General features: G+C 61.8%; 13 protein-coding genes. 5 read left to right on the top strand and 8 right to left on the bottom strand.

The genetic code is table 11. The features are described 5' to 3' along the window. From ACR3EL_RS03330 to ACR3EL_RS03345, 4 genes are all read right to left on the bottom strand, one after another. Positions 1-780: an IclR family transcriptional regulator gene (locus ACR3EL_RS03330; RefSeq protein ID WP_170337418.1), complete on the bottom strand. Its 780-nt coding sequence runs from the start codon at positions 778-780 to the stop codon at positions 1-3. A gap of 11 nt (positions 781-791) precedes the next feature. Continuing rightward, positions 792-2,150 carry a TRAP transporter large permease gene (locus ACR3EL_RS03335; RefSeq protein ID WP_093962896.1) on the bottom strand — a complete coding sequence of 453 codons (1,359 nt, stop codon included), beginning with the start codon at positions 2,148-2,150 and terminating at the stop codon, positions 792-794. After that, positions 2,150-2,815 (bottom strand): TRAP transporter small permease, encoded by a 666-nt coding sequence (locus ACR3EL_RS03340; protein ID WP_170337419.1) that lies wholly within the window; start codon positions 2,813-2,815, stop codon positions 2,150-2,152. Before ACR3EL_RS03340 ends, ACR3EL_RS03335 begins: the two co-directional genes overlap by 1 nt. Positions 2,816-2,881: 66 nt before the next feature. Beyond that, positions 2,882-4,120 (bottom strand): TRAP transporter substrate-binding protein, encoded by a 1,239-nt coding sequence (locus tag ACR3EL_RS03345; RefSeq protein ID WP_093962894.1) that lies wholly within the window; start codon positions 4,118-4,120, stop codon positions 2,882-2,884. Positions 4,121-4,228: 108 nt separating this feature from the next. Between ACR3EL_RS03345 and ACR3EL_RS03350 the strand changes: the two genes are divergently transcribed. Next, a complete protein-coding gene (locus ACR3EL_RS03350) occupies positions 4,229-5,824 on the top strand; it encodes a GMC family oxidoreductase (RefSeq protein WP_170337420.1) in 1,596 nt (531 codons plus the stop codon). A gap of 44 nt (positions 5,825-5,868) precedes the next feature. Here the strand turns inward: ACR3EL_RS03350 and ACR3EL_RS03355 are convergent, their stop codons facing one another. After that, a complete protein-coding gene (locus ACR3EL_RS03355) occupies positions 5,869-7,071 on the bottom strand; it encodes an APC family permease (protein ID WP_254432912.1) in 1,203 nt (400 codons plus the stop codon). Between the two features lie 386 nt (positions 7,072-7,457). On the opposite strand from ACR3EL_RS03355, the gene ACR3EL_RS03360 reads away from it, so the two are divergent. Together ACR3EL_RS03360 and ACR3EL_RS03365 are read left to right on the top strand one after the other, a co-directional pair. After that, positions 7,458-8,846: a bifunctional enoyl-CoA hydratase/phosphate acetyltransferase gene (locus ACR3EL_RS03360; RefSeq protein WP_170337421.1), complete on the top strand. Its 1,389-nt coding sequence runs from the start codon at positions 7,458-7,460 to the stop codon at positions 8,844-8,846. Then, positions 8,843-10,090 (top strand): acetate/propionate family kinase, encoded by a 1,248-nt coding sequence (locus ACR3EL_RS03365; protein ID WP_480720407.1) that lies wholly within the window; start codon positions 8,843-8,845, stop codon positions 10,088-10,090. Before ACR3EL_RS03360 ends, ACR3EL_RS03365 begins: the two co-directional genes overlap by 4 nt. 221 nt (positions 10,091-10,311) lie before the next feature. Here the strand turns inward: ACR3EL_RS03365 and gph are convergent, their stop codons facing one another. After that, a complete protein-coding gene (gene gph, locus ACR3EL_RS03370; protein WP_170337423.1) occupies positions 10,312-10,986 on the bottom strand; it encodes a phosphoglycolate phosphatase in 675 nt (224 codons plus the stop codon). Between the two features lie 220 nt (positions 10,987-11,206). Between gph and hemP the strand changes: the two genes are divergently transcribed. Together hemP and ACR3EL_RS03380 are read left to right on the top strand one after the other, a co-directional pair. Continuing rightward, entirely contained in the window at positions 11,207-11,374 is a 168-nt protein-coding gene (hemP, locus tag ACR3EL_RS03375) for a hemin uptake protein HemP (protein ID WP_005978533.1), read from the top strand. Beyond that, positions 11,371-11,847, top strand: a complete 477-nt coding sequence (locus tag ACR3EL_RS03380) for a hypothetical protein (protein WP_170337424.1) — start codon at positions 11,371-11,373, stop codon at positions 11,845-11,847. Before hemP ends, ACR3EL_RS03380 begins: the two co-directional genes overlap by 4 nt. Positions 11,848-11,890: 43 nt before the next feature. On the opposite strand, the gene ACR3EL_RS03385 is transcribed toward ACR3EL_RS03380, so the two are convergent. Continuing rightward, a complete protein-coding gene (locus ACR3EL_RS03385) occupies positions 11,891-14,956 on the bottom strand; it encodes an aminotransferase class III-fold pyridoxal phosphate-dependent enzyme (protein WP_480720410.1) in 3,066 nt (1,021 codons plus the stop codon). A 100-nt stretch (positions 14,957-15,056) separates the two neighbouring features. Next, the gene (locus tag ACR3EL_RS03390) at positions 15,057-15,929 is read right to left on the bottom strand and encodes an NAD(P)-dependent oxidoreductase (protein WP_480720412.1); all 873 of its coding nucleotides are present in this window, start codon (positions 15,927-15,929) and stop codon (positions 15,057-15,059) included. Positions 15,930-15,934: the final 5 nt, after the last annotated feature.

Genomic DNA, 15,934 nt, shown 5'->3' on the forward strand with positions numbered 1-15,934 from the left:
CTACGAGGCAAGCAGACCCGACAGTTTGAGTGCCCCGGACTGCAGCAGTGGCAGGAATTGCTTCAGGCTTGTCAGATCGTGACGTTGTGTGGGTGCGTGCACGGACAGAGTGGCCGCAAGCCGGTCATTCTCGTCAAAGACCGGAACCGCGACGGCGGCCATGCCGGGCATGAACTCCTCGTCGTCGGTCGAGTAACCGTTTTGGGCGATTTTGGCGATCTCGGCACGCATGGCCTTGGGGTCAGTAATGGTTTTCTCGGTGTTTGCGGTCAGTCCGCGCGCCGAGAGAAACCCATCCAAGGTGTTTCGGCGCAGGGTCGAGAGGTACATCTTTCCGCTGGCGGTGCAGTGGAATGGCACCTGGGTCCCGATCGGCAGCTGGATTCTCAGCGGCCATTTGGTCTCGACCCGATCGAGATAGATCATGCCCTCGCGGTCGGGGATGGCAAGGTTGCAGGTTTCGCCAATTTCGTCGGCTACTCCGCGCAGGATTGCCAGCCGGGCCGTGCGCAGATGTTCGGACGAAACAGTGTTCACGGACATCTGCCGCAACCGGGGGCCGGGCCCATAGGACCGGCCGTCCAGATCACGTTGAAGGAACCCTTCGGCCTCGGCCGTCTGCAGCAGCCGGTGGACCGTCGGCTTTGCCAGACCCAACGCTTCGATCAGGTCTGCCGGTTTGACCGCGACCCCGCGCCGCGCGACCTCTTCCAAGATCAGCAACAGGCGCAGGTTCGTTGGAATCTGGGTGTCCTTGTCTTGTGTGTCCGTCGCGGTCATCCGGCTACAGTCTAGTTTTTCGGCAGCAGTATCAAGGCCAGATCAGGCACCAGTGACACCAGAATCCAGACCGAGAGCAACGCCACCAGATAAGGCACCGTATACCGCAGAAGCCGGAAATACGGCACGCCTGTAACTCCCGAGGCGACATACAGGTTCAGCCCGTATGGCGGCGTGATGAAGCCAATGGATGCTCCGACAAGGAAGATCACCGAGAAGTGGATCGGATCAATCCCGACCGAAGCTGCGATCGGAGCCAGAATCGGAGCCAGAATGATGGTCACCGGCAGGCTTTCCAGAACCATGCCCGAGAAAAACACGATCACCATCGAGGTGAACAGAACAGCATGGTAGCCCCCCATCGAGGTCACGAAATTGCCGATCGTTTCCTGGGCACCCAGCAGGGAAAGGATCTGCTGCATCACCACCGAGATGGCAATCAGAGGCGCCAGGATCCCGGTGATCTGTGCCGAACGGATGACGATTGACGGGATCTCGGGGATCGTGAAGCCCTCGACCACCAGCATTTCGGCAAAGCTCTTGTCCGTTGGGGAAACATCGTCGCGGGCGCCCATGATCCGGTTGATCGGATAACTCACCAGCCCGGCGATGACGCAGAAGCCAACGGTGACCCCGGCGGCCTCGGTCGGAGAGAACTTGCCGGTGTAGATGCCCCACAGCACGAGCCCGATGGCAAAAAAGCCCAGCCACGCGCCGAAGGCGGTTTTCAGAACGCGGTTCAGCTGCAGCGGGATCAGGTGACCCCAGCCGTTCATGCGGCAGATGATCCAGCAGGCAAACTGCATCCCGATGACCATCAGCGCGCCGGGCAGGATGCCGGCCACGAACAGCTCGGAAATCGGCAGGTTCATCAGGAAGCCATAAACGATGAAGATGATTGATGGTGGGATGATGATCCCGACTGTGCCGCCCGCCGCGGCGGTCGCAGCGCTGAAGCGTTCGTCATATCCGCCCTTGACCATCTCGGGGTGCAGCATCGATCCGATCGTGGCTGTCGTGGCCGAGTTCGACCCCGAGATCGCCGCGAACAACCCGCAGGCCCCAAGCGAAGCCATCGCCAGACCGCCGCGTATCCAGCCGAGACAGGCATAGGCGAAATCGCTGAGCCTTCGGGCGATACCCGACTTGTTGATCAGGTCTCCGGTCAGGATGAACAGGGGCATGGCTAGCAGCGCGAAGCCCTTGTTGAACACGTTCAAAAGCTCGGCGCCCATGTTGTCGAGCGTCAGGCCCAGAACAAACGAGCAGCCGATCACCCAGTAGCCGATGACCAGAAGGACCGGCACGCCCAACATGAACAGGAATGTCACGCCGAGCGAAATCAAAGTAACCCAAGTTCCGTCTGCCATCAGTCTGCCCCGATCACGGCCTGCTTGATCAGCGGCTCGCCTGTTTTGAAGTTGCGCAGATCGTCCGCCAGGTTCTGGAATACTCGGCCGACCATAAGAAAGAATGACAACGGTGCCGCCAGCAGGAACCACCACTGCATGACGTTGTCCGTGCCCAGAACGATCTGGAAGTTGGACGCTGACAAGGCCACCAGCCGCGACGTGGTCACGATGACGATGACCGCGAAGATGAACCACAGCACCGCGTCCAGGATCAGGCAGGCCAACTGCCCGCCGCGTGGCATCGCGGTCCGGAATTCGCTGAAGCTCAGATGCGTTCTGAGGCGCACGTTGTAGGAGGCCCCGAACCACGCCATCACCATGAACAGCAAGGGTGGAATCGTTGTGGACCAGGGTTCCTGGTCATTGAAGACGAATCTGTCGATCACGCCCCAGAAGATAATCAGCGCGATGGCGAGATAGGAATACACCATCACGGATCGTTCCAGATGGCGCTCGATGAAGGGAACCTTGCGATAGATCAGCATGACCAGAAGCCCGCCCAGCGCAGCGACGACGGCGCCGACAACCCACGCTGCGTCGGGCTCCAACGCTGATTGAATTTCAAAGGAATCCTGGCTGAGAAAGGCGCTGAATATCGCGCCAATGTCTGCCCAAAATGACATGAACCCCGTCCTCCCAGTCGGTCTTCGGATGAATCGGCCCACGCGGGGCCGGTTCAAATCAGTTTATCAGGCTTGGCCCATCCACCAACGGCGGGGCTCGACATTTTCCGGCAGGGTGTCTGCCGGGATCTCGCGCGCGATGTCGTAGATCTCCTGATAGGTGTCGATGCCGCCGGCCCACTTGTTCAGGCGCTCGCGCCATTCCGCCCAGGGTTCCGGGTTGAAGTTCGGGGCACACATTTCCTCGGCCAGCTTGATCTGGTCGTCCGGCAGGAAGGCCGCACGCACACCGTTCTCGGCAAAGATCGTGTTGGGCAGCTGCGGATCCGAGAAGCCGACCGTGTTCAGCAACGCGGCTTCGTTTGCACCCTGGATCAGCGCCTGCGTGAAGTAGGACGATTCCATGACCGCATCCTGCAACTCGCCGCCCAGGCTGTCGAAGACCTTGGCCGACATCGACGTGTGTTCGGTACCGCAGAAGAACTTGAGGTTGACCGACTGGGAAACGACTGGCGCCATGTTCGCATAAGCCACCGCCGATGCCCAGGTTTCGGCCCCATCGATCAGACCGGTCTTCAGCGCATCCAGCGTCTCTTCCCAGGCCACCGGAACAGGGTTCAGGTTCAGCAGTTGCATCGCGATTCGACCCAGCTGAGTGCCGGTCACGCGGTTCTTGGTGCCAAACAGCTCTTCCAGTTTGGTGACGGTGGGCTTGTCCGCAAAGGTCGACCCCATCTGAAGCCCGCGCAATTCGCAGTGGGTGAAAAGGAACTTCAATCCGTGGCGCTTCTCGAGCGGCTCGCGCAGGATCCGCTGGCTGGCGGGGCTGTAGAAGAAATGATACTGCGCTGCGCGGCTTGGGAACATGTAGGCATAGTCCAACACGTTCAGATAGGGTGCGCCACCGGCCGAGTTCTGGGTCGAGGCCGCGTAAATGTCCACGATGCCCTGCTGGGTTTTCTCGACACAGCTCAGCTGACCGCAGATCTGGTTGTCGCCGATGAACTCGATGCGAATCTCACCGTCCGTGCGTTCCTCGAGGTCGCGGGCGAATTCGATGGCGCCGGCCCGTTCGATGAGAAGGTTGCGCGTGTTGAAGCCTGCCGCACCGAATTTCAGCGTATGCTTAGGCTCTTTCGAGAACCGTTTTTCATACGTGGATTCAGCCGCCTGCGCGAGATTGGCAAGGCTCATGGCCCCACCGAAACCCCCTGCTGCCAGCAGAGTGGAACTCATGCCATAGCGTCCGGCAACGCGGAAAAAGTCCCGCCGTGAAATGCCACTTAACTTTCGTCCGATCTCCATTGCTATCCTCCCGTTTCGCAATTAATGAGACGTTTTGTATCAAAAAATGCTAGCTTAATTCATGCATCTTGCATAGGGTTTTTTTAGCAACTTCGGGAGGAGCCGATCATGGAAGTGGACTATGTGATTGTCGGTGCCGGTTCTGCGGGATGTGTCATCGCCAATCGGCTTAGTGCTGATCCCCAAACCAAAGTTGCATTGATCGAGGCGGGCGGACCAGACACCAACCCGTGGATTCACATCCCGGTCGGGTACTTCAAGACCATGCACAACCCCTCGGTCGATTGGTGTTATCGCACCGAGCCTGACCCGGGCCTGAATGGGCGTTCCATTGATTGGCCGCGCGGAAAAGTGTTGGGTGGGTCGTCGTCGTTGAACGGGCTTCTGTACGTTCGCGGACAAAAAGAGGACTATGACCGCTGGCGCCAGATGGGAAACGTCGGGTGGGGCTGGGACGATGTTTTGCCCCTGTTCAAACGCAGCGAAGATCAAGAGCGTGGAGAGGATGAGTATCATGGCGTAGGTGGGCCATTGTCCGTCTCCAATATGCGCATACAGCGCCCGATCTGCGATGCTTGGGTCGCTGCGGCACAGGCCGCAGGCTATCCGTTCAATCCCGACTACAACGGCGCCAACCAGGAGGGTGTCGGGTATTTTCAGCTGACCACGCGCAACGGGCGACGTTGCAGTGCAGCCGTCGCCTATCTCAAGCCCATCCGCAACCGTCAGAATCTGACGATCGTCACGCGCGCGCTGGTGACGCGGGTTGCCATGGACGGCAAGCGCGCAACAGGCGTTGTCTACCGCGATCGGTCGGGCGAAACCAAAACGGTGAAAGCACGGCGCGAGGTCATCCTGTCCGGGGGGGCAATCAACTCTCCGCAGATCCTGATGCTGTCAGGCATTGGTGACCCCGATCATCTGAAGGCAAACGGAATCGAACCCGTTCACGCCTTGCCGAACGTCGGCAAGGGGCTGCAGGACCACCTCCAGGCGCGTCTGGTATTCAAGTGCAACGAGCCGACCCTGAACGATGAGGTGCGAAGCCTGTTCAACCAGGCCCGCATTGCGCTGAAATACGCGTTGTTCCGGGCCGGTCCCATGACCATGGCGGCCAGTCTGGCAACCGGTTTCATGAAGACCCGTCCCGATGTTCAAACCCCGGACATCCAATTTCACGTCCAGCCCTGGTCGGCGGACAGCCCGGGCGAAGGCGTGCACCCGTTTTCGGCCTTCACGATGTCGGTCTGCCAACTCAGGCCGGAAAGTCGTGGAGAGTTGCGGTTGGATGGACCGGACCCCGCCAGCTATGTCAAAATCATCCCGAATTATCTGTCGACAGAGACCGATTGCCGAACGATCGTCGCTGGCGTCAACATCGCTCGCAACATTGCGCGCCACAATCCGTTGGCCTCAAAAATCTCCGAGGAGTTCCGACCGACGGCCGATCTGTCCTGTGATGACTATGAAGGTACGTTGGACTGGGCGCGCTCGAATTCGGTGTCGATCTATCATCCGACCGGAACCTGTGCGATGGGCACGACCGACGCCGCCGTTGTCGGTCCTGACTTGAAGGTGAAAGGGATCGAGGGGTTGCGCGTTGCGGATTGCTCGATCATGCCGGAAATCGTCAGCGGAAACACCAATGCGCCCGCCATCATGATCGGTGAGAAGGCCAGCGATCTGATCGCGGGACGCGGCTGACGCCGTGTTTGGGGGTCGGTTTTTGGCTCGGTAAGGTCAGAGCGTCATTCGACCGGCAATCCGAATACCGCGATTGCTGCGCCAAGAATGCAGAACAAAGCAAACATCAACGCGCGGAGGCGCAGGTTCTGCTGAGACGCCGACCGGGCCGCGATGCCGGCCTGCAGCGCGTAATAGGCTGCAAAGGCGCGCGACGCATAGCTGATGATTTCAAAGACATTCGATGTCCAGGTCAGTATCAACCCGACGCCGACCAGAACGGTATAGGCGGTCCGTTCAGAGACGCGCCCGCCTGAAATCTCGGACAGCAATCCACCGGACCCGCTTGTATCCGCGACGGCGGCGCTGAACTGGGCCGACAGGGCCGCAATAACCAGAAGAACGGGCAGTATCGGGGCGACGACTTGCATCAGGTCAATGATTGCCGTTTCGTCCAGAACCAAGCCGCCCGGTTCGACCGAATAGGTCAACAGGCCGATATAGATCAGGTAAACTGCGCTTGCGATCAACTGGGCCCACCGCATGGAGCGAATTCGCGTTTCCGCATCATAGGCGTGGCCGAGGTAGCGCGAGGTCTCAAATCCCTGCACGGTGACGATCAGCCCGGCCAATAACATGAACGCGTGCGAGCCACGCTCGGCCGGCGGGTCAAAGACAAGTGCATCATGGCTGTATTGCTCGGCAAAATACGTGGCAAGTCCGACAAGCAGCCCGGCGATGATTGCCAGTTTCAGGCCGACTGAAATCTGCTCCAACCGTTCCAGCGCGGAAAACCCCCGGGTGCAGCCGACGAAAAGGATCAGCACAAGTACGCCAGAGGTCACAAGGCGGGCATGGAACGCGTCGTCCACTTGGGTCAGGCTCACGCCAAACGAGCCGAACAGGTTCAGGTAGTAGGCGACCGATATGAAGTAGGCAAAAGCCAGGCTTGCCGACGCGACTCTTTCGGCCCGCTCGATACCGGCGCCGCGGTCGGATCTGTGCGCCATGTCGCGGATGTTGTATCGAATTGCGCTTCCGAACCCCCAGGCCGCGGCGCAGAGGCCCAGCATGGCAAGCGGGGCCAGATCGCCAAAACTGACGTCCAGGATCGGACCAAGAACAAGGAACCCGCTGCCGATGATCGACGCCAACGGGGTGATCGAAGCTCGCCACATCCGGGAATTGGCGACACCCGGCCAAACCAGAATGGCCAAGACCACCACGACCGCGGACAGGATCAGCGTATTCTGCAACTCGGTCGTCAAGGGAAGGGTTCTGCCTCGCTAGTGCTCTTCGGGACGCCGCTGGTGGGGGGCAATCGCTGAAGAGGCGATCATGGTATGTGTACCGGCATCCAAGGTCGCTCAGATTTACCAATCAGCGGTATCCCGTTCAACTCTGGCGCTTGGTTGTGCCGCGTTCCATCGCCTTTTCCGAAGCCAGATGGCCCGCGCGCCCAAAAAACCGGCTGGCTGTCAACGTCTTGTTCCATCTTTCGTGAAAGGTCTTCCTGCACGCCAATATGACGTGACGTGCCGGGGTATGAGTTGGACATTTCGCGTGTAATCCATCAGGTTCCGGGCAACACAGCTCCGGTCGCTCGGCCCTTGCATGGCCGCGTTCGGCGCGCAGCATTCGCAGGTTGAACCAGATGCAGTATCACAACAAACCCTATGATCAGCTCAACATCGGGGACACGGCCGAACTGAAACGTTTGTGCACCGAGGATGATTTTTATGCCTTTGCCGCGAATTCGGGCAATCACAACCCGCTGCACCTGGCCCATGAGGACGGGGACGGAGACGACCGGCCCGAGGCGGTAGCGCCATCGCTGTTCGTGGGCGCGCTGATCTCGGCGGTTCTGGGAAACATCCTTCCCGGGGCCGGGACGCTTTACAAATCGCAACAGTTCGACTTCGTGGGCCGTGCCATGGCCGGGGACGAGCTTTTGGCGCGTGTGGTCGTCACCGAAAAGCGCGCCAACCGCGAGGTGGTCCTGGATACCACCGTCACCCGATGCAGGGATGACGCGGTCATCGTCAGCGGCAAGGCCGTGGTAATCGCGCCGGACCGCGCCCTGTCGTTCCGTGAAGTCGAGGTTCCCGGCCTGATCGTTCAGCGGCACCGTCACTTCGACGCGTTGCTGGAGAAATCCCGGCCGATGGACCCCATCCCGACCGCCGTCGTCGCGCCGGAGGACCCGAACTCGCTGGGCGGCGCGATCCTGGCTGCGCGGGAAACGATCATTGAGCCGATACTTGTCGGTCGCCCGGACCTGATCGGGCAGGCGGCGCAGGAACTGGGCGAAAAGCTGGATGGTTTCGAGATTGTCGCCGCGGAAGAGCACAGCGAAGCCGCCCGCATCGCCGTCGACCTTGTGGTCGAAGGCCGGGCCGGGGCGCTGATGAAGGGGCATCTGCACACCGATGATCTGCTGAGGGCCGCATTGCGGAAGGATCAGGGATTGCGCGCGGGCCGGCGCTTTACCCATGTTTTCGTCATGGACGTGCCCGGGCAACCGCACCCGCTGCTGGTGACCGACGCCGCGATCAATATCGAGCCCGATCTGCAAACCAAGATCGACATTACCCAGAACGCGATTGATCTGGCGATCTCGATCGGGATGGAAACGCCCAAGGTCGGCGTTCTGTCGGCGGTCGAGACGGTGAACCCGGCCATTCGGTCCTCGATCGACGCGGCGTTGCTGTCCAAAATGGCTGAACGGGGCCAGATCATAGGAGGCTTGGTCGACGGTCCGCTGGCCATGGACAATGCGGTCAGCATGGCCGCAGCACGGATCAAGGGGATCGTCTCGCCAGTGGCCGGACAGGCCGACATACTTGTGGTTCCGAACCTGGATGCGGGCAACATGCTGGCCAAACAGCTGACATATATCGCCAACGCCGAAGCGGCAGGGGTGGTTCTGGGGGCGAAGGTGCCGATCATCCTGAACAGCCGCGCGGATGACGACAAGGCGCGTTTGGCATCCTGCGCCGTGGCTGCCCTGCACGCCGCCCGCATTGCCGGGGGGCGGTCATGAGCCATGTCATCACGCTGAACGCAGGCTCGTCGTCTCTGAAGTTCGGGCTGTTTTCGTTGCCATCCGATGATCCGGTTGCAATCTGCACCGGAATCGTGGATCGCATCGGTGCCGCTGGCGCGACCATCCGCGCCAAAACGTCGGATGGCCGCACGTTGGGCGGTGATGTCGCAGACGGGATTGCCGATCATCACGAGGCCCTGAACCATGTTCTGGACCTGATCGTCCAGCAATTTCCCGCGGCCAATATTGCAGCCGTCGGCCACCGCATCGTTCATGGTGGTCCTGACCACGATCAACCGATCTTGCTGACGCCGGAAAGCCTTGCGGCGCTGGACAAACTCTCGCCCTTCGCACCATTGCATCAACCTTATAACCTCAGCGGCGTTCGTGCCTCGGTCGAGCGGTTCCCCGATGCGGTGCAGGTTGCCTGTTTCGACACCGCCTTTCATCGCAGTCACCCTTGGGTCAACGATACGTTTGCCTTGCCGACCGAGTATTATGACAAGGGCGTTCGCCGTTATGGGTTTCACGGCCTCAGCTACGAATACATCTCGGGCCATCTGGCCAAGACCGCGCCGCTGCTGCATGGCGGCCGGGTCATCGTGGCGCATCTGGGCAACGGCGCGTCGATGTGCGGTATGATCCACGGCCGCTCGGTCGGGTCCAGCATGGGGTTCTCGGCCATAGACGGTCTGCCTATGGGAACCCGATGCGGCCAGTTGGATCCCGGTGTCGTCCTCTACCTCATGGACCAGAAGGGCATGAGCGTGGATGAGATCACCGAACTTCTGTATCGCAAATCCGGTCTGCTGGGTCTGTCCGGTTTGTCCAGCGACATGCGAACTCTGGAAAAGTCCGACAGCGGCAGCGCGCGCCGGGCCATCAGCTATTTCAATTTCCGTGCGCGGCGTGAACTCGGTGCCCTTGCGGCTGTGCTGGGCGGGCTGGATGCGGTGGTGTTCACGGGTGGGATCGGCGAGAATTCTGCGCTGGTGCGCGAAAGGATTTGCGTCAACATGGGGTGGTTGGGGATTGAACTGGACCATGATGCCAATACGGACCACGCCCGGATCATCTCGACACCGCTGTCCCGGGTTCAGGTCATGGTCATTCCCACCAACGAGGAACTGGTGATCGCCCGTGCGGCTGCTCGTTTCGTCTATCCGCACATGTACGAGACGCTATTGGACAAAGCGAGCCCAGCCGCGCCGCCCCCGGCCGATGGTTCGGGGCCTGAGTGATCAGGCGCTGGACGTCAGCGAAGGATTTTCGGCGAATTTTTCGAAAAAATGGCTCTCTACGGGAAACCCCCAATTTCGGGCATAGGTGGGCTGGGCTATTGTCTGATCAACCAAGGTCAAACTTGGCCTACCACTTTCCCCGAAGAGGGGCTGGCTACCTACCCCCTCAGCCGGCCCCTCAAAAACCCCCAAAAAAGTTGAATCCCTTGACAGCCAAAGCCTTAGAGCCCGGTACCAGATAAGCCCGTGATGCGCATTGCCAGGTCAGGGAGGAGCGCAAAGTCGTCGAAGCTGGCCAAATGGGGAAGTTCCGAGACCGGCGACTTTCGATACCCTTCCGAATACAGAATAAATGGGACTTGGGCACGTTGGGCGGTTTCTGCGTCCACTTCGCTGTCGCCCACAAAGACCCGCGCGTCGTTTGTGCCCAGTGCCTCGAACGTGGCGGTCAGGTGGGCGGGGTCGGGTTTGCGGGATTTCACTGTATCTCCGCCGATCACCACGTCGAAGAACTGCGCCAGATCCAGAACCTCAAGGATATGCTGCGCGGGCGCTTCCGGTTTGTTGGTGCAGACCCCTAGCGCGATATTTGCAGCCCGCAGTCGTCGCAGAGCGTCTTTGACACCTGGATAAGGCCTGGTGATCGCACTTGATGCCTGGCTGTAATGGTTCAGCGTGACCTGTGTCAGTTCGGAATGGCGCTCAATGCTCAGTCCGCAGTGGAGTATCACGCGCTCAACCAGTTTTGGCAGACCATTGCCGACGAATCCCCGGATCGTTTCTTCGGGCAGGGGCGCATAGCCCTGATCGGCCAGCATCCGGTTCGCTGCTGCCGCAATGTCAGCCAGGCTGTCCACCAGCGTGCCATCCAGATCAAACACGATTGCCGCCGTCATCTCCGCTCCCGTCTCTAAGTGCCGAGACCCGGCCTAACGGGCCTGCCGCAAGGGCGCAATGGTTCGGTGTGCGAATAGCAGGAAACCGGCACTTGACATACCTTAGTATTTTTATCAGATTAAGCATGAAGACACGCAGCCAACCCGGTTCCGGGCCAGCCAGATCCATGAAAGTTGAACGGAAAAGGCGCTTTGCCTGAACACAACCGGAGATGACCCGATGAACGCGCAGAACCCGAATCCGACCCAAGCCTATGCCGTTTCGATGCTGCCGGCCCACAAGGCCGAGGACCTGACGCAGGGCGGCAACCTGGCCCATATCGAACTGGGCGACCAGCTGTATACCCTGCGCATCACCCGCGCGGGTAAATTGATCCTGACAAAATGAGCGGCGCATCGACCCGGGGCGGCGCCCCGGTCGGACGGCTGGCCGATCTGACCCCGATCGAGGCTGGCGCCGTCATGTACCTGCGGATGTGGAGTGACGGGGCCGCCGGCCGTGCCGACGCCGCACATGACTTCGACATCGCGCTGGGCGCCGATCATGGGCAGCTGGCCATGCTGGCGCTGGATCGTCTGTGCAGCCTGTGCGCCCATCACGCCCGCCGCCCCCTGATCCGGCACGGGCTGGGCTGCGCCAGTCTGGGCGCGGACGAAAGCTGTTTCGCGCAGATGATCGCCGCGGCCTCGGAAGGGGCGCGCGAGGATGCGATGATGCTGGCCGCCTTGATCGTACGCCCCGATTTCGCGCCCGCACTGGCGTCACTGTCCGAAGAGTTCGGGCTGGCCCTGCGGCGCATGACCACCGCCATCCCACTGCCGTCTACCGGCCATCAGCCCCCCTCGGCCGTGCTGCACTGACAGCGCGGTTAACTGCCCTGGCCGAATCCGGCCGAGGCGTATCTCAGCAGCAGCCGCACCCGTCATGGTGATGGCTGTGGTCGCACACCGGGGCAGGGGCATAGTCGCCCACCTCGGCCAACACAGACCGCAGCGCCCACAGGATCATGTCCACATCCTCGGCTTCGATGGTCAGAGGCGGGCGGATCTTCAGGATGTTATCCTTCGGCCCCTCGCTGCCGATCAGGATGCGGTGGTCCCGCATCCGGTTCTTGACGTATCGGCAGATCTCGGTGCCTTCCGAGCCGTCGGGGTTGATCAGTTCGACCCCAAGAAACAGGCCCATGCCCCGCACATCACCCACGCAGGCGAACTCGGCTTCGATCGCGCGCAGACCATCCATCAGCCGTGCGCCCATCATGCGGGCATTCTCCTGCAGGCCCTCGTCATCGACGATGTCCAGCACCTCTTTGCCGATCCGGCAAGACAGGGTCGAGCCGCCGAAGGTCGAGAAGAACTCGATCCCGTTGTCGAAACTGTCGGCGATCTCGCGCGTTGTGACCAGCACGCCCAGAGGGTGGCCGTTGCCGATGGGCTTGCCCAGAACCACGATATCGGGCGACGCGCCCTGGTGTTCGAATCCGAAGTAGTACTCGCCCAGCCGGCCCAGGCCCGTCTGCACCTCGTCGGCGATGCAGACGCCACCGGCGGCGCGGATCTTTTCATAGACCGCTGGCAGATAGCCCTTGGGCGGGATGATCTGCCCCCCGACCGAGGGGAAGGTCTCGGCGATGAAGCCGGCCACCCCGTGCCCCTTGCGCTGAAGGGCGGCAATCGCGTCGTCCACAAGGTCGGCATATTTGCGCGCGCGGTCGGGGTCGTCGCGTTTGAACCGGCCGCGATAATCGTCGGCCACCTCGACCAGTTCGACCCAATCGGCCTGACCCACGCCGCCGGGCTTGTTGAACTTGTAGGCCGAAATGGCCACCGCCGCATTGGTGTTGCCGTGATAGCCGTGATCGGGCGTCACCATGCCCTTGGCCCCGCTATGCGCCCGCGCCAGACGCAGGGCCAGCTCGTTGGCCTCGGTGCCCGAATTGACGAAGAAGCACACCTGCAGGTGGTCGGGCAGCTTCGACAGCAGCTTGTCGGCAAATTCCACCTGCGCGGGATGCAGATAGCGGGTGTTCGAATTCATCCGCTTCAACTGATCTGCCACCACGGCCTGAATGAGCGGATGCGCGTGCCCCACATGCGGCACGTTGTTGTAGGCGTCAAGATAGGGCCGCCCCCATTCGTCAAACAGGTGATGCTTCCAGCCGCGCACCAGCATCACCGGGTCGTCATATGTCAGGCTCAGGTTGCCGCCGAAATGCGCCCGCCGTTTGTTCAGGATCTCGGCCTTGTCGGTCGGGCGACAGAAGACCTTCTCGTCCGGCAGGTTCAGCAGGGCCGCCGGGGTCGGGCAGACCGCGTGCCACAGGTCCAGCTCGTTCGGGTCGGCGACGCCTGGCCAGTCGGCCTGCATGCCGGTCGTGGTCAGGGCCAGCTGGAAATGCACATGCGGCGCCCAGCCGCCGTTCTGGCCAGCATCGCCCAGCCGGGCGAACGCCGCCCCCTGCGCCACCGGATCGCCGGGTTTCAGCCGGTCACAGACCTCGGGGTCCAGATGCCCGTACAGCGTATAGAACGAGTCACCCTCGGGGGTTTCGTGATGCAGGATCACCACGCCGCCATAGTCCAGATGGTTCGCCCGGTTCTCGACCGCCTCGACCCGACCGCTCAGCGGTGCCAGCAAAGGCGTCCCCGCCGGCGCGAACACATCCACCGCCAGATGCACCGTGCGCCGGTCCGACGCCTTCCACGGACCCTTGCGGAACGTCGGCTCGGCATAGATCAGGCGCGGTTCGTTGTAATAGCCCAGCCACAACCCGTCGCCGAATTCCGCGCCCACCCGCGCGGCCTCGTCCAGCGGCATGTGATACGGGTTCTGCGGCCAGGTCGAGTTTTCGACCGACAGCGAACCCATCGGAACGTCCGACAGATCCTGTCCCAACAGCTGCGCAAATTGACCACGATGTTCGGACAGGTACGCGTGAATGCGCTCGGCCCCGTCGGTGACGGGCAGCCCGCAGGCCGCCCGCAGCCGCGCGGGCATCAGCTCGCCATTAACCGAACCATCCTGGAGGAACCGCCAGGCCGGTGCCTGGCTGATCGTCACATACGGGTCGTCCGGGTTTTCGGCGGCCATCAGCGTGGAGTTGACGACAGACACGGCCAGCCGCATCCGCAGCAGGGGCCAGATCAGGTCCACTTCCTGCGGGCGCAGCCGGTTTGCGGCGTGATAGCCCCGCACCAGCGCGGCCAGCGCCCGTTCGGGGCGGGGGTGATCCAGCACCACATACGCCCCGGCGATCGCCAGTTCGCACACCCGCGGTGCGGCGCACATGTCACCCAGATCGATCAGGCCCGAAACCTGCCGGCGCTCCGACAGCTCACCTTCGACCAGGATGTTGTAGTCATTCACGTCATTGTGGATGGCTTGCCGGGGTAACTCGGCCAGCATGTCCGAGACGGCATCGAACTGCGCGCAAATCTCGCGCAGAAGGGCTGCACGATCCGGGTCGGCAACCGCATCCAGCTTGTCAGCGATCCAGCGGGCCTGGGTCAGGTCCCATTTGAACTCCGGCCGCTCCAGGCCGGGATGCGAAAACCGCTCCAGCGCCCGATCGGTCGCCCCCAATACCCGGCCCAGTTTCAGGATCAGGTCCTCGGATTTCGGCGCCGTCTTGGCATAGCAGCGGCCCGGCAGCCGCTCCAACAGCCACGCCAGCCGCGGCCGCCCCGCGTCGTCGTCGATCTGCGGCAGCAAACCGCCGTCCAGCCCGGGGATCACCTTGGGAAACGGCAGCCCGGGGGCCTCGGTTGCGATATGCTCCAACGCCTTGATCTGCAGATCCACCAACTGCGGCTCGCATCCGGCTCGCATGACCTTCAGAACGTAGTCCCGCCCATTGGTGGCCTGCACCAGGAAATTCAGGTCATACTCGCCATCCAGCCGCGAGAGCCGGGCGTCCAGCCCCCAGACCTGCCGCAGCGCGGCCGCCCAAAATTCACTGACATCATTCATTCGAACTTCCGCCCCGCGCGCGCCGGAGCCCTCTTCATCTGGCCAAAAAATTCTCGGAGGAATCGCGTCTTGGCGCGATGGGGGCAGACGGCCCCCCGTATTATCCCAATGCCCGCAGGCGTTTGATCAGTGACGAGGTGTCCCAGCGGGCGCCGCCCATCTTCTGAACATCTTTGTAGAACTGATCGACCAGCGCGGTCACCGGCAGCGATGCCCCGGTCTCGTCTGCCGTGTCCAGGCAGATACCCAGGTCCTTGCGCATCCAGTCCACAGCAAAGCCGTGGTCGAAATGGTCGTCCAACATGGTCTCGTACCGGTTCGACATCTGCCAGCTTCCAGCGGCACCCTGGCTGATCACCTCGACCACCGCGCGCCCGTCCAGCCCGGCCTTCTCGGCGAAGTGCAGCGCTTCGCTCAGGCCCTGCACCAGCCCTGCGATGGCGATCTGGTTGCACATCTTGGTCATCTGGCCCGCGCCGCTGTCTCCGATGCGGCGGCAGATCTTGGCATAGACCTGCATCACCGGCTCGGCCCGGTCATAGGCGGCCTGATCGCCGCCGCACATGATCGACAGAACCCCGTTCTCGGCCCCGGCCTGGCCGCCCGAGATCGGCGCATCGACAAAAGAGATCCCGCGCGCCTTGGCGGCCGCGTACAGTTCACGCGTGACCTTGGCCGAAACGGTGGTGTGGTCAACGAAAACCGCGCCTTCCGCCATACCGTCAAACGCGCCGTCTTCGCCGGTGCAGACCATGCGCAGATCGTCGTCGTTGCCGACACAGGCCATCACGAACTCGGCCCCTTCGGCGGCACCGCGCGGCGTGGTCGCCATCTGGCCACCATGCTGCGACACCCATTTCTCCGCCTTGGCCGCGGTGCGGTTGTAGACGGTCACCTCATGCCCAGCCGCCTGCAGATGCCCGGCCATCGGATAGCCCATGACGCCCAGGCCAAGGAATGCAACTTTCGCCATTTTCG

This window comes from Ruegeria sp. BJ3 (assembly GCF_056535665.1).

Excerpts from the sequence above, each read along its gene's own strand:
- ACR3EL_RS03350 (WP_170337420.1), top strand. The coding sequence starts at position 4,229 with ATGGAAGTGGACTATGTGATTGTCGGTGCCGGTTCTGCGGGATGTGTC.
- ACR3EL_RS03385 (WP_480720410.1), bottom strand. The coding sequence starts at position 14,956 with ATGAATGATGTCAGTGAATTTTGGGCGGCCGCGCTGCGGCAGGTCTGG.
- ACR3EL_RS03365 (WP_480720407.1), top strand. The coding sequence starts at position 8,843 with ATGAGCCATGTCATCACGCTGAACGCAGGCTCGTCGTCTCTGAAGTTC.
- hemP (WP_005978533.1), top strand. The coding sequence starts at position 11,207 with ATGAACGCGCAGAACCCGAATCCGACCCAAGCCTATGCCGTTTCGATG.
- ACR3EL_RS03340 (WP_170337419.1), bottom strand. The coding sequence starts at position 2,815 with ATGTCATTTTGGGCAGACATTGGCGCGATATTCAGCGCCTTTCTCAGC.
- ACR3EL_RS03345 (WP_093962894.1), bottom strand. The coding sequence starts at position 4,120 with ATGGAGATCGGACGAAAGTTAAGTGGCATTTCACGGCGGGACTTTTTC.
- ACR3EL_RS03335 (WP_093962896.1), bottom strand. The coding sequence starts at position 2,150 with ATGGCAGACGGAACTTGGGTTACTTTGATTTCGCTCGGCGTGACATTC.
- ACR3EL_RS03360 (WP_170337421.1), top strand. The coding sequence starts at position 7,458 with ATGCAGTATCACAACAAACCCTATGATCAGCTCAACATCGGGGACACG.
- ACR3EL_RS03390 (WP_480720412.1), bottom strand. The coding sequence starts at position 15,929 with ATGGCGAAAGTTGCATTCCTTGGCCTGGGCGTCATGGGCTATCCGATG.
- gph (WP_170337423.1), bottom strand. The coding sequence starts at position 10,986 with ATGACGGCGGCAATCGTGTTTGATCTGGATGGCACGCTGGTGGACAGC.
- ACR3EL_RS03330 (WP_170337418.1), bottom strand. The coding sequence starts at position 780 with ATGACCGCGACGGACACACAAGACAAGGACACCCAGATTCCAACGAAC.
- ACR3EL_RS03380 (WP_170337424.1), top strand. The coding sequence starts at position 11,371 with ATGAGCGGCGCATCGACCCGGGGCGGCGCCCCGGTCGGACGGCTGGCC.